Source organism: Hahella sp. CCB-MM4, from assembly GCF_002260525.1.
In the GTDB taxonomy this organism is placed as follows: domain Bacteria; phylum Pseudomonadota; class Gammaproteobacteria; order Pseudomonadales; family Oleiphilaceae; genus Hahella.
In genome coordinates this window covers 55,578-77,043 of sequence record NZ_MRYI01000016.1, presented here as the reverse complement: position 1 = coordinate 77,043, position 21,466 = coordinate 55,578, and the positions used below count along the sequence as shown (strand labels likewise).

At 48.8% G+C, this 21,466-nt stretch carries 18 protein-coding genes; 5 read left to right on the top strand and 13 right to left on the bottom strand.

The window, feature by feature from the left end:
* The first annotated feature begins 42 nt into the window (after positions 1-42).
* The 3 genes from BTA51_RS22390 (at position 43) to BTA51_RS22380 (ending at position 5,973) form a co-directional block, all read left to right on the top strand.
* On the top strand, positions 43-1,980 hold the full coding sequence (locus BTA51_RS22390; RefSeq protein WP_094711316.1) for a sensor histidine kinase: 1,938 nt from the start codon (positions 43-45) through the stop codon (positions 1,978-1,980).
* A complete protein-coding gene (locus BTA51_RS22385; RefSeq protein WP_094711315.1) occupies positions 1,977-3,338 on the top strand; it encodes a sigma-54 dependent transcriptional regulator in 1,362 nt (453 codons plus the stop codon). The genes BTA51_RS22390 and BTA51_RS22385 overlap by 4 nt, the downstream gene beginning before the upstream one ends.
* A 151-nt stretch (positions 3,339-3,489) precedes the next feature.
* A complete protein-coding gene (locus BTA51_RS22380) occupies positions 3,490-5,973 on the top strand; it encodes an RICIN domain-containing protein (RefSeq protein WP_168188260.1) in 2,484 nt (827 codons plus the stop codon).
* A 91-nt stretch (positions 5,974-6,064) separates the two neighbouring features.
* On the opposite strand, the gene BTA51_RS22375 is transcribed toward BTA51_RS22380, so the two are convergent.
* The 8 genes from BTA51_RS22375 to BTA51_RS22335 all read right to left on the bottom strand — a co-directional run bounded on the left by BTA51_RS22375 (position 6,065) and on the right by BTA51_RS22335 (position 12,163).
* Positions 6,065-7,918, bottom strand: a complete 1,854-nt coding sequence (locus BTA51_RS22375) for a carbohydrate-binding protein (protein WP_094711313.1) — start codon at positions 7,916-7,918, stop codon at positions 6,065-6,067.
* Between the two features lie 1,167 nt (positions 7,919-9,085).
* Positions 9,086-9,427: a hypothetical protein gene (locus BTA51_RS22365; protein ID WP_210404897.1), complete on the bottom strand. Its 342-nt coding sequence runs from the start codon at positions 9,425-9,427 to the stop codon at positions 9,086-9,088.
* 255 nt (positions 9,428-9,682) lie between these two features.
* Positions 9,683-10,033, bottom strand: a complete 351-nt coding sequence (locus BTA51_RS29985) for a hypothetical protein (RefSeq protein WP_141215650.1) — start codon at positions 10,031-10,033, stop codon at positions 9,683-9,685.
* A 147-nt stretch (positions 10,034-10,180) separates the two neighbouring features.
* On the bottom strand, positions 10,181-10,495 hold the full coding sequence (locus tag BTA51_RS22355) for a DUF4288 domain-containing protein (protein ID WP_094711309.1): 315 nt from the start codon (positions 10,493-10,495) through the stop codon (positions 10,181-10,183).
* A gap of 24 nt (positions 10,496-10,519) precedes the next feature.
* On the bottom strand, positions 10,520-10,915 hold the full coding sequence (locus BTA51_RS22350; RefSeq protein WP_094711308.1) for a GFA family protein: 396 nt from the start codon (positions 10,913-10,915) through the stop codon (positions 10,520-10,522).
* An 84-nt stretch (positions 10,916-10,999) separates the two neighbouring features.
* Positions 11,000-11,458, bottom strand: coding sequence for a hypothetical protein (locus BTA51_RS22345; protein WP_094711307.1), 459 nt, complete (start codon positions 11,456-11,458; stop codon positions 11,000-11,002).
* 41 nt (positions 11,459-11,499) lie between these two features.
* Complete coding sequence (locus tag BTA51_RS22340) at positions 11,500-11,721, bottom strand: hypothetical protein (protein ID WP_094711306.1); 222 nt, start codon at positions 11,719-11,721, stop codon at positions 11,500-11,502.
* Between the two features lies 1 nt (position 11,722).
* Positions 11,723-12,163: a hypothetical protein gene (locus BTA51_RS22335; protein WP_094711305.1), complete on the bottom strand. Its 441-nt coding sequence runs from the start codon at positions 12,161-12,163 to the stop codon at positions 11,723-11,725.
* 323 nt (positions 12,164-12,486) lie between these two features.
* Between BTA51_RS22335 and BTA51_RS22330 the strand changes: the two genes are divergently transcribed.
* Positions 12,487-13,203, top strand: a complete 717-nt coding sequence (locus BTA51_RS22330; RefSeq protein WP_094711304.1) for a YebC/PmpR family DNA-binding transcriptional regulator — start codon at positions 12,487-12,489, stop codon at positions 13,201-13,203.
* A 71-nt stretch (positions 13,204-13,274) separates the two neighbouring features.
* On the opposite strand, the gene BTA51_RS22325 is transcribed toward BTA51_RS22330, so the two are convergent.
* The 3 genes from BTA51_RS22325 to BTA51_RS22315 form a co-directional block, all read right to left on the bottom strand.
* The gene (locus tag BTA51_RS22325; protein WP_094711303.1) at positions 13,275-15,263 is read right to left on the bottom strand and encodes a methyl-accepting chemotaxis protein; all 1,989 of its coding nucleotides are present in this window, start codon (positions 15,261-15,263) and stop codon (positions 13,275-13,277) included.
* A 227-nt stretch (positions 15,264-15,490) separates the two neighbouring features.
* Positions 15,491-16,267 (bottom strand): hypothetical protein, encoded by a 777-nt coding sequence (locus BTA51_RS30535; protein ID WP_210404896.1) that lies wholly within the window; start codon positions 16,265-16,267, stop codon positions 15,491-15,493.
* 71 nt (positions 16,268-16,338) lie between these two features.
* Positions 16,339-16,962: a SatD family protein gene (locus BTA51_RS22315; protein ID WP_094711302.1), complete on the bottom strand. Its 624-nt coding sequence runs from the start codon at positions 16,960-16,962 to the stop codon at positions 16,339-16,341.
* A gap of 295 nt (positions 16,963-17,257) precedes the next feature.
* Between BTA51_RS22315 and BTA51_RS22310 the strand changes: the two genes are divergently transcribed.
* Entirely contained in the window at positions 17,258-18,055 is a 798-nt protein-coding gene (locus tag BTA51_RS22310; RefSeq protein ID WP_094711301.1) for an ABC transporter substrate-binding protein, read from the top strand.
* Positions 18,056-18,084: 29 nt separating this feature from the next.
* On the opposite strand, the gene BTA51_RS22305 is transcribed toward BTA51_RS22310, so the two are convergent.
* On the bottom strand, positions 18,085-20,337 hold the full coding sequence (locus BTA51_RS22305; RefSeq protein WP_094711300.1) for a LemA family protein: 2,253 nt from the start codon (positions 20,335-20,337) through the stop codon (positions 18,085-18,087).
* Positions 20,338-20,579: 242 nt separating this feature from the next.
* On the bottom strand, positions 20,580-21,134 hold the full coding sequence (locus tag BTA51_RS22300) for a hypothetical protein (protein WP_094711299.1): 555 nt from the start codon (positions 21,132-21,134) through the stop codon (positions 20,580-20,582).
* Positions 21,135-21,466: the final 332 nt, after the last annotated feature.

The following is a 21,466-nucleotide window of genomic DNA, read 5'->3' as shown; positions in this document are numbered from 1 at the left end:
TAAACATCGTTTACACCCTTCAAGTTATTCGGCCCGGCGGTTATGACTGACGATCAATTGTTTCTGACATCCATGTGGATCACCGTTTTTTCCGCCAGTGGCGTGGCCATCTGGCTATGGTTATTAAAACGTCAGGAACCTGCATTGACGGCCCTGGCCGGCTTCTGTCTGGCCATGGCGTCCTGGTGTTTCGGCCATATCCTGGTTATCAATGGCGAGGGTAGCGGAGGCAGTTCATCACTGGGCGTGTTGCTATTGCTCAGCAACCCCCTTTTGCCGACCTGCTTTCTTCATTTTGTCCTGTCCTGGCTAACGGAAACTCTCGGTTTACCCGGCAGACTGAAACGGTTGCTCCCCCTGTTTTATTTCACGGCAATCGTCGTCACTCTGGCCAGTTTTCTGATGGACGGCGGGAAACTGCAGCCATGGCTGACGTTTCCCCAATTCCTGCATCTGCAACCCTGGGGATGGTTGAATCTGGGCTACACCGTATTTGTCGGCGTTCTCGCCCACCTGATTCTGTTTGCCGCCTTCCTGGAAAGTCGGGGGAATCTGCGCCGCTCCATTATTGCCATGTTTGCCACTGGTGCCTGGGGCTTTATTCTGGCCACATCGTTTATTTCACCTTCCATTCATTTTGATCATTATCCGTTCCCCATGCTGGCACTTCCCAGCTACGCGGTTCTGGTGGTCTACAGCCTCGTCCGCTACCGCCTGGTCAGGGTTAACCGATGGGTCAGTTTCGGGGTCATGTTCATCACGCTGATGACCGCCACCATGGTGGTCATGTCCCTGATCGTGGCTTTTCTCGCCTTACTCGGTGTCGAAGGCTTGGCCCGGATACCCATGAGTGAGCTGGTACTCTATTCCGCCCTGTTGTTGGCAGTAGCCTGGGGCCTTTACCGCCCCATGACAGAGTTGGCAGAACGGGTGGTTTATCCTGGTGGTCGTATCGACCAGCACACTCTTAATCATTGGGTGACTGCCCTCAATAAAGCTGAGAGCTGGTCTGAATTGATCGACATTGCACAAACCCTGTGGACAGACAAAACCCGCATCAGGATCCCTATTTACCTGAAAACACCCGCGAAGATTTCACAAGTCCCTGCCATTGCCTGCTATTACTTCCATCAAAATGGCCTGGAGCCGGCTACCGGGCCACATGAATGGCTGTGTGAGGCCATTGACTGGAGTGAGCTCAGCCCCTCACACCAACGCCTGGGTGAAACTTTCACCCGTTTGCTGGCCTCAGCCTGCGGTAATCTGGAGAGATCGCTGCAGCTGGCGGAGACCCAGCAGAAGCGTTTGGAGGAACAGCACCTGGTGGAATTGGGAGGGCTGACTGCCGCTATTGCCCACGAGCTTCGGAATCCTCTTAACATCATCACGATGGCGGCGACACAAACTGACCCGGCCATTCGCGAACACATCAACAATCAGGTCAAACGTTCCGAGCTGCTGATCAAGGATATTCTCAGCTATGCCGGACGCATGGAATTAAAGGCTGAAACGGTCGATCTCTGCGGGTTGATACGCAATGTCTGCAGTCAGATACAGGACATACACCAAGTCACCATCGATCAGGAGCTTCCTCCATCATTGTCGATTGAGGCAGATGCCGGACGGCTGCAACAGGTATTCATCAACCTGCTCGAAAACGCTGCGGCCTTTATCAGCCAGCGTCAGGACGGACGAATTCTGGTCACCCTGCAAAAGTCGGGAGACACCGCCGTTGAAATCTGCATTCACAATAACGGACCCGCTATTTCATCTGAAATGCAAAGCCAGTTATTTCAACCGTTTGTCAGTAAACGGGCCGGAGGCAGTGGACTGGGTCTCGCCATCGTCCGCCGGATCATGGACGCCCATCATGGCCGAATCTGGCACAGCGCGAATGTCGGATGGCCGGTCACTTTCCACCTGAGCCTACCGGTTCATCATTCATTGGAACAATCCACTTTGACTACGGAAATCTCATGAGCCAGCCAACTGTTTTAATCGTCGATGATGAATCTGCTTTTTGCGAACTCTGCGCCATGTGGCTCACCAAGGCCGGCTATCAAGTGGAAACCTGCGGTGATGGCGCCAGCGCGGAGCAGATATTCAACACCAAACAGATTGATCTGGTTCTGCACGATCTGGCGCTCCCCCCCAGCTTTCGCCCGGAGGATGGCATTGCTTTGCTGCCCCATTATAAAGACCGCCCGGTTATCGTCATTACCGGACACGATGACAAGCCGCTGGCCATGCAGGCCATTGAGGCCGGCGCCTGGGACTTCATCGGTAAACCCGTAGATCCTGAACTTCTATTGGTCGTCCTGGAACGTGCGCTGATCAAAAGGCGTCTGACCCAGGAGGTTGATCGCCTGAGACAGGAACAATCCGGTAGCGATGATCATTTGGGTTTGATTGGGAACAGTCAGGCCATTGCGGATACCCGAGAGTTGATTCGCCGCATCGCCCCCACCGATGTTCCGGTATTAATCCAAGGCCCCAGCGGTACCGGCAAGGAAGTGATCGCCAATGCCCTGCACCGCCACAGCCTGCGGCGGGACGGCCCCTTTATTTCAGTACACTGTGGTGCCATTCCCGGAGAGCTGCTGGAAAGTGAATTATTCGGATACAAACGCGGCGCTTTTACCGGCGCAGACAGGGACCGAAAGGGACTCCTGGCTATGGCTCATCAGGGCACGCTGTTCCTGGATGAAATTGGCGAAATGCCGCTGAATATGCAGGTTAAGCTGCTACGCGTATTACAGGAAGGCACCTACTATCCGGTAGGAAGCCGGGAAATGGAAACCATCAATTTCCGTCTTGTCAGTGCGACAAACCGGGTTCTTCCAGAAGCTATCGAGAGCGGCCTGTTTCGCGACGATCTCTACTACCGGATTAAAGGCCTGACACTGACCACTCTCCCGTTGAAAGATCGCCCTTCCGATATCCCCGTGCTGATTCGTCATTTCCTGGAAAACCTGCATCACAACGATCTCCCATTGAGCCTGGACTCCGAAGCCATGCAATGGTTCTGTCAGCAACCCTGGCCGGGAAATGTGCGGGAACTTCGCAATATCCTGGAGAGTGCTGCGGCCATCTGCCTGGGCCAGACCATCACCCTGCAGGAGATCCAACTGATCACCGGACAAACCACCACACCAACCACTCTGCTGCCCTCTGGTGATGGTACGTTGGAACAACAGGTTAGCCGCTTGGAAATTCAATTGATCGAACAGGCGCTGGCGCAATTCCAGGGCAACAAAACCCGTACGGCTGATCATCTGGGACTGACTCGTCAGGGGTTGTTGAAGAAAATTCAGCGATATGGGATTGGTGCGCAATAGTGGTGATTCAGTAGGCAGTATCAATTCTCTCAAACCCAATTCTCCTAGAGCATACCAGCTAGGGTTTTACCTAGGTGGCACAGGTCGAATACATTCCCCAAACTACTGACCTTTTCAATCCAAAATGACTGGCAGTAGCATGATGCAAAGAATGACAAGAAGTCCTATTCATTTCAAAAATATCCGGCAAGCTCGTTTGTCGCGTTATTTAATCCTTCCCTTGGTTTCACTCATTGGCCTTCCCGCATTGGCTGACTCGACAATCAAGGTCGCGACAACCTATGAATCAGCGGGTTTTACCATTGATACGACCTCCGCGGTTACTGTCGATTACAGTTTGGGAAGCGATTGCTCCGGGCCATGGAAATCAGGTGACTCAGCTTACCTGGATACCTACAAAAATGTCAGGCGGGTCAGCCTGGTCAATCTTCAGGAAAATACACAGTACAGCGCACGAATCCGGATTAACCAGGGAAGTGAATACTGCCAGCCGTTTAAGACGCTAAATCCCAACGTCCCCGTTGCAAAGAGCTATTCGTTGTCGCAAATAAGAGCCAATTCTTCAAGCGACGGCATATATTTCGGCTCAAACGGCCAGTTGCAAATTGATCGAAGCGGTAGTGCCGATGGCTGGATCAGAATTTACGGCACGCCTGGTGATAATCTTGTCGATGCGGGATATAGCGTCCCATCTGCTGTAGTGTTCGACTCTAATGCTCACTATATTCTTCTTGAGGGTTTGGAAATTCGAGGAGGCAATTTACAAGGGATTGTCACCTCAAAATGGTCTTCTGACGTAATTATCCGCAATAACGATATAAGCCAATGGGGTCGTTCCGAAATAGGCCAAAGGGACCCTGCCATCAACTTAAAAAACGTCTCTCGTTACCGCATCGAAAAGAACTTTATTCATGACCCACGTGGAAATGCAAAAAACAGAAAGAATAACAAAGCTTATGAAGGTCCTGCGGGGATATCTCTGCAGCCAAGTACCGAGTCTACAGCTAACCACGTGATCACGGGCAATATGATCATCGGCAGTGATTCTCATCGTTTTGAAGATGGCATTATGGCGCAGGGCGAACCTTATAAATGGGATAATTCCGGAGCCAAACAGGATACTGATTTCAGCTATAACTATATTGCTTTTACCAATGACGACGGCGTAGAGCTGGATGGGGGAGGTCAAAATCTCCGCTTTTTTAAAAATAAACTGGAAGGTTCATATTCTGCTTTAAGTGTTGCTCCAATTCATCGTGGTCCTGTCTACGTGTACCGAAATATTTTTTCACGCACGGGTGACGTGCAGGAAGGCGGCGAATTTGTAGTTAAAGCTGGTGGTTACGAGGAAGACAGGGATAATCAATACAATGTGAGAGATGGCATTGTCTATTTCTATAACAACACCATCTTTACGGCTCATTCCGGTATCAACGCGCTGGTTAGAAACAATAACTTAAACCGCCCTATTCATTTTGTAACCCGCAACAATATCATTCAAGCCGGTTCCAGCGTGTACGCCATTCGAGATACCGACCTTTATGAGTGGACTTCCTATGACTACGACCTAATCAGCTCATTGTCCGGCAGCGGCAAGCTCAGCATCAGCGGTGATTCATGTTCACAAAACTGTGGTCAGGAGAGCCATGGTATTTTTGACCTGCCGTATTTCATCAATGACGATGTAGACGACTTCCGTATTTACCATTCCAGCCCGGCAATTGATAAGGGAGTCACTAGAGGTAATCTGACAGGTCAATACAATGGCCAGGCGCCCGATATGGGAGCCATGGAATATGGGAGCAATGTTCCTCCCTATCTTGAAAAAGTCGCTGTAATTGCTGACAAATATCGTGTCCTGCTGGCCGCTGACGAAACCAACAAAGCCACGATTACTTTTACTGCACAAAACAATTTCGGCAGCTCAAAGGTTGTCAGAGTGATGAAGCCACAAAGTACAGACTGGTTCCATTTTGTGGGGGATACGGAGAAAACCCTGTCCGCTAACGGCAAAGTATCGTTTACGATCGAGTTGGATCCCACCGTCGTTCCGAGTGTGAACCAAGTGGCTGGAGCCTTTATTCTTCGGGTAGTTGAAAGTGGCCTTTCAGTTCCTGTTTCAGTGTATGCCCGCTCGTTGGATAACGAATGGTGGACACCAAAAGTCGGCACCTATCTGATTAAAAATCAGTACACCCAAAAAGCGCTAAGACCCATAGGCTCAAGCCAAAACAGCAATGATTCAGTCGTACAATATGCCCCACACTCCGAGTGGAAAAGTGAGCAGTGGGAAATCAAATACAGCAATGACGCCGGCTATTACTACATTCAGAATGTCTATTCTGGCATGCGGTTACGTCCCAAAAACTCTGACCAGCCATCGGGCTATCAGGATGGTAACGCCATTGTACAGTTCACCCCCTATGACGCCTGGAATTCCGAGAAGTGGGAGTTACGCCCGGTGAGAGGTAAAGCGAATACGTTCTATATTGTGAATAAGCTCACCGGAAAGGCGCTCCGCCCTGAAACGGATAGCAATAACCAACTTAAGACGAACGATAATGCGCTGCTGGTTCAACATCACATGGAACCTACCTGGAGCTCTATGCAGTGGGTGCTTGAGAAAGTGGAATAGATAACGCTCAACCAGAGCGTTCGAGTCTTAATTCCTACAAATCTACCGGAAAGGGCGGACACATAGGTCCGCCCCTACGGGTTTTGCTCTGCTATTTTGTGCCTTTGGTGATCTTGAACCAGTTCAGGTTCCATCCGCCAGCGGGGGCATATATACCAAATCGTTGCCGACCAGCCTCCAGCGTCACCTGATGCTTGATCGTCGTCCAGTTCTGCCAACCGCCTGTGTTAGGCACATTAACGCTCCCATACACAATATCGCCACCGGCTTTCTCAAATTGCAGCATCCCGCCGCCATACAAGCTTGCTACTCGATATTCCACGGTATATGTACCACTCTCCGGAATGTCCACCTCGGGATAGGACATCCAATCATTGGCGTCGATATATCCAACATTTTGTCCACCGCCGACATCTGTGGTGTCTTCCAACTGCACTCCGCTCATCACCAGATAGTCTTCCGCCTGCATGGTGATCGCATCAGGTGCAGGAGCACCTTCTTCGGTAACGTTAAACCAATTGATGTTAAAACCACCCGTTACTGCTGCCAGGCCAAGACGTTGCTCTCCAGCGCTCAACTGAACTGTATGGGACATTGTGATCCAGTTCTGCCAACCGCCGGTTGATGGAATTTCAATCGACCCGTAAACAGGTGAACCCCCAGCTCTTTCGGCCTGCAATATGCCCCCACCGTTCAAACTGGCGACCCGGTAAGAAATGGTATATAAGCCATCTCTGGGCACGTTCACCTTGTAGGTCATCCAGTCACCAGAATCGATATAGCCGAGGTTTTGGCCGCCCCCCGTATCCGAAGTGTCTTCCTTTTGTATGCCTTCCATTTCACAGTAGTTTTCCGCTTGCACCTTGGCGGGGATGAGAACAGCAGCGCAGTCAGGATCAGGACTGTTACCTGGAATGGGATCAGAACTCTCAATAATAGACTTAACCAGCTTGCCGGACGGTGTCAGGTCACCATCGTTCCATCCACCTGTCGCGCTGACACCGGGCCAGAATGTAGATGCCCCCTCTGCTTTATCGTTAAGTGCCCAGTTAGCATGGCTGAGACCGTGATCACGCATGAAATCAACCCAGGCCCAGGTTTCCCCTTCATTTACACTTCCATCACCACTGGCATCCACGGTTCCCCACTCGGTTACAAACAGGGCGATACCGTTATTCATCGCATTCACGGCTTTATCGCGTAACCATTGCTTGTGTGTCCCTGCGTAGAAATGCAGGGTGTAGGCGATGTTGTTCCTCTGGATAGGATCCCAGGACGCTTCCTCAACTTCCTGCGACCAGTTACGGGTACCGACGATAATCAGATTATCCGGATCGATTTGCCGAATGGCGTCAATCACGGCTTCCGCATATGGCTTGATGGTTCCGCTCCAGGACACATCAAGAGGTTCATTATAGATCTCGTAGATAACGTTGTTTTTATCCCCATAACGATGGGCCATGTCCTGGAAAAACGCGATAGCTTCATTTTGATACTGATGAGCTCTATGGGAATGCCAGTCAATAATGACATACATGTCGTTCGCGATTGCAGCATCCACTGCAGTAATCACTCTATTTCGATTACCCTCTTTGTCCTGCAGATAGCCGCCATTCTCATCCACTCCCATAGCCGCACGAACGATACTGGCGTTCCAATCATTCCTGATCGCACCAACGGCCCCAGAATTATAAAAGCGTTCCCCGCCCCACCCGTTATTGCTCCAAAACAGGCTGTTACCACCCAGGCTGACTTGCTGGCCACCGCTAACAACTTTATTACCTTGAACTGATAATGGTGGTACCGCATAAACCGTCGTCGCGCAACCAAACAGCACACAGCATATGAAAACGCTTTCATTTCTGCGCAAAATTTTCCTTCGATACTTTTTCAATACGCCCTCCAGTATTAATTTGGTGGGCTTGTCTTCCGTTCTATTATTCATAGTGATTCCCTGTGCATTAGTGACTGTCATCCAAAGCCGGTAACCAGGCTTCCGTCTATGGTTGGCCTGACGCCTTTCTGTGCATCCATTACTTCAGACGTCGTTAAAATTCTTATGGAGATGGGTAGTAAAGGTCAATCACCCAATTTGCTGAGGGACTTGTCCGAATGGGGGAGAAGTGTTGGGAAATATCCGGGGCCCATATTGTGAGACTCCTGGCCCCAGAGTCCGAGCACGCAAGCTCGAACTCTGGGAGTGGCCTACACACTATGAGGCACTATGGTCGTGGTCCTAAACCCTGAGGCTTTGAGTACATAACGCTACCAAAACGCGGCTGGACATCTATCGAAGCAGACTTTCCTGCTGCGGGTTTGACATTTTATAGCTTCACAGCTCTCTCACAGCGCATTGCTCTCTCAGGCTTTTCCCGAACCCAGCCACCCTGGCATTTGACAGAACCTTGATGAATAAAGCATCGGCCCGAGGGCTCTTTGGCACAGTACGCGTTTCCATTATGTACCAGGCACTCGCCAGGACCAGACCATAATGAGCTATTGTTTTCGATGATCCCTCCTCCGGGATACGAAGAACAATATATATTCCCATCTTTCTCCAGACATTTTCCTGCACCGCACACTGGCGCACCATTATGGATTCGCGCCTGCCCGCCATTATTATCCGAGCAATATGCGCTACCATTAAGCTCTACGCATTCCCCTTTACCACAATACTGGCTCCCGTTTAGCTCAATGCAGTCGGCCCATGTCCATTGAGAAACGAAAGCCAAAAGTAATAATTTTATGTATCTCTTCATATCTTGGTATTCCGACATCCTTGCCCCTCCCTGTATTCAGTCCAGTATACGCGTCACGTAATCACTGCGTTCAACTAAGCCAGGGCCTGGCCCTAAAAAAATAAATTTCTCTTATGTTCTATGGGACAACAGTCGACATGACCATCCCCATCATCTGATCAATGTTTTTGACACATTGTGGAAATAACCTGGTCCGCTATCTCCCTCATTGTTTTTACATATCCTCTTACATGCCTTGTCTTCTCGCTCCTATCAAAATATTTCAAGGTCACTCTTTCAAGCAGCACAATTGCATCCGACGCCTGAAATATGATCCTGTCACGAATTCTCAGTGCTTCCCGTTTTGTTATGTTTTACCTGTTGTCATTGCAATAAAAAGGCAATTTTGGAGAATCAAAATCACCATTATCAAATTTATCGTTAATATGTTCAGGCATCATGCTCTGAATTTTCTCGTGAATCGAAGTGTGTAACAATTTAAAACCAGCGTTACCACTTACCGAACCAAGAAATCGATGAACATCCTCTAGTGTCTTATAGTGCAAAGGCTGATGGAGAAACCTTTGGTATTCCTGCAGCGTGGAGAAAACATACATTAGATCTTTCAAATTGACCTCTACTGTTTCATCAGGATCAATCGATTCAAAACCATATGTAGCGATTTCTTCCAAATTCTCCGTATATTCCCTACTCACTGGATTCCTCCCGAACATAACGCCTGAAGTAGCGGCCGGTAATTCTGCCTTAACGTCAACCTACTTCCAAACAAGACATTCCTCTACAGCCTATAAAGCTCCGCCAGGAATGTTCTCTCTATTAGAGGCACAGAGCTTAAAGTTATGCATTGGCTGGCTATATTCACCAAAGAATGATCCTAGGATCAATAGAGCCTTCCAAGAGGCTATGAAGGTATTACGATCAGACGAAGGGGTGGGTAATTATTTGGTCAGCTAGAAGGCTGGATGACATGGATCTTCCTCTCCATATGACCACAACGGAGAAATTGAGTGTAAATTGCCATCGTCTGTAAACTTGAGTCCTATCCCTCCAACCCAAGTACAACCATCCTTTTCAAATGGCTCCTCATCTGAATATTTGCTCGCCACAGTGACAATTTCTGCTTTGGTCAGCTTTTTAGCGAGTTCAGGCATGACAGCCATTAACTGTTTTTGTGTTTCTTCAAGTTTACGTAATTCTTGGTCCTGATAGGAAATAGCAATACTGGTATCAACGAATTGGTATATCCAAAAGACATTTGAGACTAATAAAAGAGTGCTAAGTATGAAAATGAGTTTCTTCATTACAGTTGTGACCAATCGTTTCAAAGGAGAAAAAGGCAAGGTGTTCAAACCTTATCAAGCAGGAGTGTTGCTTTCAGACGAGGGACTGCATCCTGTGTTTACTGTTTTGTTTTAAGTCCTGAAGCTCTACACCAGCACGATCAGTTACTAGTTTTCAGGGTGGTAAGTAAATTTTTCATACCGCTCCCGATAGAAATCATTAAGACTCATATCTGCCTCGTACAGTTCTGACCAAACTTCGTAACCATCAACAAGTGGCTCTCCATCCTGCTTATATGCAAGCTGTTCCTGATGAAGCTCAAATTCGCCGTCTTTTGCATATGCCTCGGCTTCAAGCTCGGCTTTTCTATGGGCCTCCTCAAATGAGTTCGCTCTAAAGACGACCACTCTTTCCTCAAATACATTGATGCCTTTTGAATTAATACCGAAGTGAAAAAGGCTTCTGACTCCGTACCATTCCATAATTCATCCAATTTTGTTTCATTTTTACTCCACACCTTCGGCAAAGGTTTTAACCCCTTCTGGAATAACTTCCCAAGAAGCTTTTGAGTTCACATAAATATGATAGCCGATCTCAATTTCAGGGTCTTCGTTTAAGCACCCAAGCGTCACACCATGAACTTGCCCCTGGTACGTGCCGCATAGAGTTGAACCACATTTACGGCAAAACTTCAGCCCAAAACCTGCTTGAGACTCATAGCTGATTAAATTCTCTTCGCCTTGCAACCACTTGAAGTCTTTGGGATCAACCAGTGCATATGCCGAAGCTTGTGAACTGAATGCTTTGCGACACCGTGAACAGTGACATGATCGGGCATCTTTTAAGGCTCCCACAATCTTGTACTTTATGTCCCCGCAGAAGCACTCACCGGTAATTACCATAAATTACTCCTAGATGATTAAGAGCATGCAGCACCACTCTGTAGCACTTAGACTTCTATCCGGCCAAGAGTATACCGACGCGAACTAGTCTTTTAACTCTAACCGTAGTGAACGATAATAATCTGGCTTTGGAATTTCACCTTGAACGTAGTCAAAAATAATCCTTCCAGGCGGCTCTATGAATATATGAGCGATATACTGATCGTTGTTATTTGCATCCTTATCATCTACTGACTCTCTATACAAAAGCGCTACCAAACTATTACCACAACTATCAAACACCGGTTCAACATTATAGAGTTCAAAGCTCTCAATTTTGTCGTGCCAACCGCTAATACGATGAACTAAAGCATAGCTTTGATTGCCAACCCTCCTTAGATCAATGATCGACACTGTATCAGTAGCAAAAGCACAGTCTGGGGAGAGACCAGAATCAGTGCAGCCTAATATGCTTAGACAGCTCATGAGAAGCGTAAAATAACGTTGGATCACCAAGATATTACCAATTACGAAGTCAGGCACAACAAGCGTAAGTTGTGTCAAATAGAGGTTCTATCATTGCATTCATGTCAATTATAAACCGCTTAGGTGCGGCGTTTCACTGAACTCAAGCTAGGACCTGAGGAATCGTATTCCTTGATCTTATGTTCTATAAGTCCGAGCAAGCGCTCTATGTACTGTATATCATCCTGAATTTCTGAAAATTCATCTTCTTCACATTCGTCCTCTGAAACCTCAGAAAGAGATACTTCATAATTTTGGAGTGCTGCACGAATATAAGTAAGATCTTTATAGCTGAAAGCCATATTAAAAATCCTTTTGCCTCATATGTTTTTTAAGCTCATTTAATTTCTCTATATACTCAGACAGCAACATATCTCGGTCTGGTTCCACTGAATAGTGGGTATTACCTTCGCTGTCTTTAAACATATCTTTAGCTATAACTAGTCCGTCAGCAATTTCAGCTCCTTTTGTAATAATCCACCAGCAGTCGTTTTTACCTTGAATTTTAAAAGTCACGATGTCGTTCTTTTTATCAGTTTCTCTTCCTGTGTGCTTATTTCGAATTTTCTGTGGCCGGCTATCTTCCTTATATCTAACTTTACCGATCTGCTCATCATCAAGCTTGCCTTTTCGAAATACCACATCTACGTCAAACCTGTACATGTAGATTTGATCAGATCGGCGGTTTCGCTTCAGATAACTTTGTGCTTCAACTTTACTGAAAGTAAGTTCACTTGCTTTCATATTGTCTCCCTTTGTCGGTAGGCTTCAATGCCACCGAAATCCGTTGTGTTTGTGTGGAATATTAATCTGAAGTGATTAGTTTTTAGCTGAACCCAATATTTATCCCTATAGCTCAAATAGACTAGAAAGCCGGAAGCAACTCCGTTTTCGTAAAAGTTTTAGTGGAAGAAAAATGACATTTCATACTATAGCGCCATGTCCGCCAAATCTGAGACACAGACTCCGCCCAACAAACTTTGATTTAATTTTGCACATAAAACTACCCAGAGCCCCCCACTTATCTGTAAAATCCGGCCTTTTAACACCAGTAACAGGACAGCGTGATGGGCAGAGCCTTCCAAAACCGCAAAGAATCCATGGCCAAAACGGCTGCGGCCAAGACCAAGGTTTATAGTAAATACGGTCGTGAAATTTATGTTTGTGCAAAATCCGGCGGGACTGACCCGGCGGGCAACCTGGCTCTGCGTGGCCTGATTGACAAGGCTAAAAAAGATCAGGTTCCGACCCATGTCATTGATAAAGCACTTGATAAGGCATCAGGTGCCGGCGGTGAAGATTTTTCTCCTGCCCGTTACGAAGGCTTCGGTCCCGGTAACTGCATGGTGATTGTTGACTGTTTGACAGACAATCCCAACCGTACCTTTGGCGATGTTCGTCTCTGCTTCACCAAAACCAAGTGCAAGATCGGCACTCAGGGCAGTGTCAGCCATATGTTCGATCATTGCGCCATTCTGGCCTTTGCCGGTGATGATGAAGAAGCCACACTGGAAGCTCTCCTGGGAGCTGATGTGGACGTCACAGACATCGAAGTTGAAGACGGCAAAGTCACCGTGTTCACTCCCCACACTGAATACTTCAAAGCCAAGCAGGCGTTACTCGACGCTTTCGGTGAGATCGATTTTGACGTGGATGAAATTCAGTTCCTCCCACAAACCACTACTCCGATTGCAGGCGAAGATCTGGAAATGTTCGAGAAGTTTCTGGATATGCTGAACGATCTGGATGACGTGCAAAACGTCTACCACAACGCTGAAGTTTAACGATCGCATTTTTCCGCCCCTTGGGAACATGTTCTGCAGCAGCATAGTTCCCAAGGGATCAGACTATCGAATCAAAGTTTGAATTTACCGACCATCGCCACCAAGCCGCTGTTGGCTTCCGATAGCGCATGAGTGTTTCTTGACGTTTCTTCCGCGCTTTCATTGATATCGTGAACAATCGATTCAATATGATTCATGATTTCACTGATTTCCCCACTGACCGTCCTCTGCTCATTGGCTGAGCTGGCGATCTGAAGACTGAGCTCATTTATCTCAGAAACAGATTCCGCCATGGAATCCAGTCGGGAATTCACCTTACGGGTATTATCCGCAGCGGAGTGACAGCTGTTTTTGGTTTTATCCATGGACTCCACCACCGAGCCCACACCCGCTTCCAGTTTCATCAGCATGCCGTTGATTTCTTCCGTACTGGTCTGGGTCCGGGCAGCAAGGTTCCTGACCTCATCGGCGACTACCGCGAACCCCCGACCCTGCTCACCGGCCCGCGCTGCTTCAATAGCGGCATTCAGTGCCAGCAGATTGGTTTGCTCTGCGATATCCCCGATGACCTTGATAATCGTGCCGATCTGAATGGTATTTTCATTCATATTGGAAACGCTGGTTGCCGCGCTATCCACCTCTTCCAGCAAATCCTCTACACTCCTGGAAGCTACTTGTACCGTTTGCTTGGATTCCAGGGCTTCATTGCTTACATTCTGGGTGAACGTTGCAGCATTTTCCGCATTAGTCGCGACGTGTTCGGCAGAAGCACTCATTTCCGTGATAGCCACGACCGCCTGACCGGTTTCGTCTGAATGGCGTCGGATGACTTCCCGGTTTTTCTCAATCTGCTGCTCCACCTCTCCCAGATATCCTGAAATTTCCTGGCAGGAGCCGGACACTGACACCATCATGCCATGCAGGAACTGGATAAACTTATTAACGGCCTCCCCGATCTCCCCGACTTCATCCTTGGAATTGATGTCCACCCGCGCGGTAAGATCCGCATTTCCCATCGATAGTTGATTGATTTTTCCTTTGAGGAACTCCAGTCGCATAGAGAGCTTACGGAAGGAAAAGAAACAGAATCCGACGATCAACAAAGCCAGGGGCACCTGAATTCCTGCCAGGGTTTTAAACACGTTGACGGTTTGTACATTGAGCAGAGAGGAAGGTATGGCAAATGCCAGACTCCAGGGGGTGCCCTCCATTTTCAGGACATAAAGCGTCTGTTCAACACCTTTTTCATCCTCAAAATCCGTGCGGAAATAAGCGCCGGAAGTTTTCTTTGATACCGCCCGACTGACTTGATCAGCAAAAGTGGAAACTGCACGAACTTCCGACAGGTTTCCAAGGATCAGGTCGCGCGATATTCCGCCGGTGTTGTTAAGTATCTTTCCATCATCCTCCACAATCAGGATCTGGCCATTCAGCTTCTTCTCCATTTCCTGGGCCAGATCGTTGAAGAATCCCAGCGTGACATCGATGGTCGATACGCCATAGAAAGATCCGCTCTTGTATATCCCCATGGCACAGTTGGTACGCGCTTCGGTACTCGCGGAATCCTTATATGCCGGCGCCCAGGCACACTCACCACGCGGCGCATTCTGACCGTTTTTGTACCAGACCTGCTCATAATAGTTTTGCGATTCCGGGGAGTTCCAGTAGGTGTTTACAATCAATTGATTGCTTGAATCCCGATGATAGAAGGTACTGAACTTGATCCGTCCCTGTTCACGCTTATTCGGCAGAGGCCAGATACCGCCTCCAAACACTTTTTTATCGCCGTACTGATCAATCAGGCTCGGTAGCAGGATATCGATTTGATCACTGGTCAGTGTCGCGACAGTTTGGGTAATGGCCCGTTGCTGGGCCTGGACTTTGTTGAGATCAGCGAGAAAATTGTCGGTCAGGTTTTCCAACACGCTGATAATATTTGCCTCTTCCGTCTGTTGCAGCCGGGGGGCCACAGTCTGGCCGATGCCCACTGTCGTCACCGCCGCAATCAACACCATAAAAGCCAGGAAGTAGACCGTGTAGGTAAATTTGATCGAGTTCATTATCCCCTCCGGCGCCGGCTTAACTGACAGAGCTTGTCCATAAGCAATCGATTGACAGAGCCAGCCATTAGTTATTGTTGTTTCGCAACAGGCACAGAGTTTTTCCACAATCCGGCATGTGTTCGTAGATCAGCATCCGGGAAAACGCAGCCCATATTGACTAAAGATTAGACCAATCCCACCAGTCTTGCGGCAGAATTGGCCGGCTGACAGCCTGAGTCAGCTACCTAGAGAGAAAATGAGAAGTAGAAATTGCCCAGCGCCAGGGCAACGACAAGGGTCAGAAAAGTAGACAGAAGCGTTCCCACGAGGACGTACTCGGCAAACACTTTCTCGTCTAACTGCTTAAAGCGCGCAAAGCTTTTGGCAGCCATGATAAAAGCCACGACCGACAGCTGGTTGGTGACCAGAATCACGACCATGATAATCCAGCGCTCCAGAATGCCGATAATCCGACCGGCATTGTATTCCTGATCATCCCGCTCCGCAGTCAGCACCATTTTCCGGGAAGTTGCTTCCTCCACCACTTTTCTGGGTTCAAGATGAAACATATGGAAGACCAGCCGGATAATCAGGTTCACCTCATTGGCGGTCAGTAGCATACCCAGCAGAATGACATTCAGTAATTGCCAGATATTCGGTTTGAGGGAAGGTATTAATGCCGAATAGGTCTGAACCCATTCCCCCACAGCCGTTGTCCAGGGTGCCAGGGTAAGGCCGTCTTTGGCAAAGGCCAGACTGGATCCGGCCATGAGGAATAGAAAGCTGAATAATCGCAGTCCATGGCGCTCGCTCTGTTCCTGCTGCAGGTGCAGTTCGGCAATCAGGACGACACCGAGCAATGCGGCACAATACAGCTGCATGAGATGCCACTGGAAGCACAATAGCCCCAGTAGTTGTACTGTGATCATCCCCATCCACTGAAGACGACTCAGGGCACCATCGGAAAACAGATATACTAGTCTGCCGATCATACAGATATTCAGAAACAGCGTGTATTCCATGGATACTCAATCCTTTTTATTGAAACGCCCTGAAGCGTCTGCTTTTTTCTATTGGAGCGGCCCGGCAGTGCTCATTCAAGGGCCTGGTTTAGCTGGAAAGTGATGTCCTCCAGCAGTCCCTGCACCGGATCCAATGCCCCTTCATCTATATTTTTATATATGGCCTTGTCACTCAACTGCATTTGCCCGGCCAGATCCCGCACTGACAATCCGTCCATCAATCCTACCAGTATTTTGAACCGGCTGTGCCGCCACTTGCTGCACATATGAGAGAATAACTGCAGGCTGTGGTTACAGAGACGATTCGTGGCCTCAGGCAGGCCTTCAATCCGAAACAGATCATCAGAAGATTTTAAGTGGGTCATCGCTTCCCTGGCCCGGTAAAAAGCCGGGCCATCCATACCCAATGCCTGCCGGGAATTGATTTCAGTGGAAATATCCCCTACCCCCAAAGCAAACCGGACATTGACCGGATGCAAATCGCTCAGAATCCCCAATATATCTCTCATCACCCTGTCTGCGCTGCTAAACAGTGCCTGGAATTCATCTCCCAGAGTAATAGTGTAAGGGGAAAGCAGACCTTGGTTCTCTTGATTCAACTGATCCAGACAACGTCCCAGCCCTGTCTGTAGCTCTGCACGTTTTTTTATCTGTCGGGACGATCGTATATCGGCTATCAGTGCCAGCATTGGCATATACAGGTCCTTATACCGTTCTCTTCAACAACTTATTTTCTACAATTTCTCTTATACAGCACCAACTTTCAACCATATTAGTTCAAAATACCATTTTCTACCAATTTAGTTGAATTCTATATTTTCAACCAAAATAGGTGAATAGAAAACCTTAAACCTTACGCCGAATAACGATTCGAAAAGCCGACTTTGCAGAGCTCGCCAATCAATACCATACTTGTCTGCATACCATCCGAGACTTTTTTACCAGGACCCTATCAGAACAGGACGTGCGATAAACGTAACGAGGAAGCCCATGAGCTTACCAAGGTTAATCGCAGGTATCCTTCTATTGCTCAGCAGCCAGACTGCACTCGCTCTCACTGTCTGCTATGAAGAAGGGGTAAGTTATCCCTATTCGCTTGGCCGCGCTGCACTCAAACAAACGCAGGGAGGCATTGTGGTGGATATGCTCCGCCAGGCCGCCGTCCATCATCATCTTATACTGGAACTGCGGGCCTGGCCGTGGAAGCGCTGCCTTCAATCTCTGCAGAATAATGAGGTGGACGGAGCTTTCGCCATTATCTGGTCTGCAGAGCGCGACGAGATCGCGGTATTCCCAAAAGAGAATTACTCGCCAGAGACGCCTCCCCTGGGGAAATATCGTCTCTGGCGCGCCCAATACCCCTTCTTTGTCAATCGTTCAGGGGAGATCCATTGGGACGGCAACCAGATCAGCGGATATAGATTTGGTTTTGCCGCACCAGCCGGCTATATCGCCCAACAAAAACTTATGAGGAGTGGTCTGCACGTATCAGGAGAACTGGATCTGGATACCGCGTTCAGAATGATTAATCTGAATCGTCTGGACGGGTATGTCATTGAAACCGCCATCGGCCTTCACCGGCTCAGGGAAATGGGGTTGGCCGACCAAATCATTACCCTCCCAATCCCCTACATGAGCGCGGATTGGTATCTGGCATTTTCCCGCGGCTACTTTAAAGAGCACCGGAATACAGCCTGGCAGATCTGGCAAACTCTGGCCGAGATCCGTCAGACCCGGGGCGAAGAGTTAATGGGCAATTACCTGCCGGGAAGCAATATCCTTCCGTAATGGGAGTTGGCGATCTTCGTCCCGCTCACTTATGCCGTGTATGCTTCCGCTTTAAACCTGAACATCTTCGCCAGAATGAGGTCCGGAAAGGCTTCAATGCGGCTCTGATAAGTCTCGACGGCATCGTTATAACCATCCCTCATCAGGCTGACGTAGGTTTCCTGGGATTCCAACGTGGCCATGAATTGACTGATCAGTTTCTGCTGGTGCAATTCCGGGTATTGTTCAGCCAGCATCCGAACATCACCGGCCATCGCTTTTTCCTGCTCGCTCCATTGCGCCATATTGGCCTGCCGCACCAACTTCTGAAGATCGCTTCGATAGCGGGTAATACGTTCCATCAACTCTTTTTCATACTGGCCATAAGCTTTCACCGTTCTGACCAGGTTATTGATCAAATCAAAACGGCGCTGCAGTGCTACCTCAATATTGGCAGCATTCCGGCGAATCCTCTGGCGCAGGAAGACAAGATCGTTGTAATGCATAATGACTGCCAGCACCAGCAAATAGCCGGTCGCAACAGAAGCAGTTGTCAGAAAATGATGAGGAGAGAAATCACCACTCAGCGCCTGCATAAACAGTCCGACGCCGATACAAGCCGCAACGGCGACTGTCAGCAGACCCAATCCCCGACGGGCTTTGTAGAGCATGACGTCCTTTTCTGAGAAATTGCTCAGAATATAAGGGAAACCGCCCTCGGCCGGTGCGGCTTTTACTTCGAGACAAGCCTGATGCTTCTCTATTGCCGACACGTCGGCATTTCCCAGCAGGTAAACCTGATCTCCCATCTGGATACTTTCTTCCACATATCGCCACTTACCCTGGGTACGGGTAACCTTATGACGAGTGATAATATCCGCGCCATCAGCGATGACTTTCACGTCTCCGCTTTTGTCTTTCAAATGGAATGTCACATCCCCCTGCTGATCAGTCCTCAGCTGCCAGCGTTTGTTCTTACCACTGCCAACCTGCTCATATTCGCGATAGCGAAACCAGACACACTCACAGTGACTGAGAGGGCCACTCAATGGATCGCCCTCTACCAGCACAACCTCTCCGTTGACCTCGTTCAGCCCCCAGGTCATTCCGGCAATCGCACAGGTGGGAATATTCTCAATACAACGCTTCTGCCTCACCATTTTCAGCCCCAGCCAGGTCATCAGCACCAGTATCCCCAAACCAATGGCCACAGCCACGACATAGGGAATATCGGTCTTTCCGGGCGGCTCAGGTGCAATCGTCAGATTTGGGTCGAACGGAAGAAAATCCGGCCAGTCCAGCTGCACACCATCCATTTCAGCAAACCAGCGGAATGGTGTCCGCGAAAGATAATGGGTGCTCCTCATGTAGGTTTTCTGGAGATAGCTGGTAACGGCTTCCAGCCGCCCCCGATCATATTCATCCATCGCCAACGTTAATTGCTTATACCGCTCCATCGTCCGCGAGTCTGAGAAACCGCTATCCAAAGTGGTCAGATAATTATCCATGGTCTGTTGCTGCTGCAGCCAACGTTCCTGCACTCCGGCCAGATCTGCCCGAATCAGATTCACACCGAGGTATAGCAGAACCATGTCCAGCACTAAAACCAGACCGACCAGATAGACAATCAACCGGTGCAGCTGAACCGCCAACGTCAGCAGATAGAACGCCAGGCACAATAAAGCCAGTCCCCCGGCCACCCAGAGCAGACCACCTTTGCCGATATCACGAATCACTTCTGAGGGCGAGGCTCGGGAAACAATAGGACGATACTGTCCGGACTCCTGAAAGCTAAGCGTTCCCTGTCCTGCTTTCCGTTGCAGCCAGCCGATGACGGTAAGGCTCTGCTCGGGATAGACTGCCCATTCCGTATAGCGGTGATCTCCCTGGCTCCGGCGGGTCGCCACATCCACATCCCAGTCAATCATGTTGAGCCCGCTGCGGGCATTGACCGCGACGGTTTCGATGCCGTCAGTCAGATTAAAATCAACGGCTCTACGGGTGTCTTCTATTGTCACCCAATGCCGGTCGTCACCAGAGCCTCTTTCTTCCTCATGCAAGTATCGAAAGTACAGCGCTCCCTCCCTGCTGAGACGAGGCTTGAGAGTTTTTCCCGAGGATTGAGTCATCCCGGTCAGTATGGCCTCGCCACCCAATACCGCCATCATCGGGGCTTTAGCGATACGCTCCAATTGCCAGACGGCACGGATATCCGCCAATCCAGAGCGCAATACTACAACCGCGATAACTGCCGCAACCACGGCACCTAGCGCGAAAGCTAACCGTTTTACAATTCCATGCATGTAATTCTATCCACTGCTGAGCTTTTGCAGCATTGTAACGGGCTAAAACTATAACAGGCTAATTTTGTAACGGGCTAAAACTGAAACAGACGAGACAGCTTAGGGCAGACCATCACAACCATTTACAGAGAATTCAGAAAGAGAATAAGGAAAATTAAGAAGAATAAGGAGAATAAGGAGAATAAGGAGAATTAAAGCAAAGCAGCATCCTTGCCGCTATGGGGATGAGGATGGAGATGGGGTCACAGATGATCCAGGCCCTGACAGTCCTTACATTCCTGCAACATCACTTTTTTATAGAATGCCGGTTGGGCACCGCTGTTGAATGTATCGCTTTCACTGACCCGGTTGTACACGGGTACTGAGTACATCAGGGGGTACTGCTCCTGAGTCGCGGCATAGCGGCCGCAATCCCCATCAGTTCGGAAGGTACAGTATTCAAACGTGTAATCTGCCGGACGTACAAGTTCCACCGTTTCAGTGGCCAGACACCTACGGTCAGAGTCGCTCAGGCTGCCTGTCACAGTATATTGACGACACACCTTGGTGGTGCCGCCATACAAGTGGGTTTTACCGTCGGCCCCGGCAAAGAATTTCACCTCATTCACATTCACCATCATCAACCTGGAATCAGCGCCACTGCTGGATTTGGCATGAAAAGGTATCACCGGCATATTGGGCTGATAAAAACGGTTCTGGTAGATATCCCCCCAACTTGAGTCAGGGCCAATCTGGGCCTGGGCCAAGCCAGAGACCAGGAGCGGCACGATAAGACTGATCAACTTCAGATATTTCATGAGTTTCCTCCTTAGCCCTAGGATCCATTTAACATACGAATCCATTTGAGATACGAATCCGTTTGAGTTCCGCGCTAGCCATTTAAGCTCCGCACATTCCGACTATGCTTTACACATTCCATTAAAACTCAGCATTGTCCATACAACTCCACAACCCCTGAGACTCCATCAAGAACAGGACAATAACCAGGCGTTGCTCTCCCTGAAGGATCACAATTTCAGGTTTAACACTGGTTAGACGCAACAAAGTGCCGGATTGATCAACAGAGAGGACGTTAAATTCATTAATTTTTGTTCATAAAAGAGAGCATCAGAGAAAGCTGCGCCGAGAG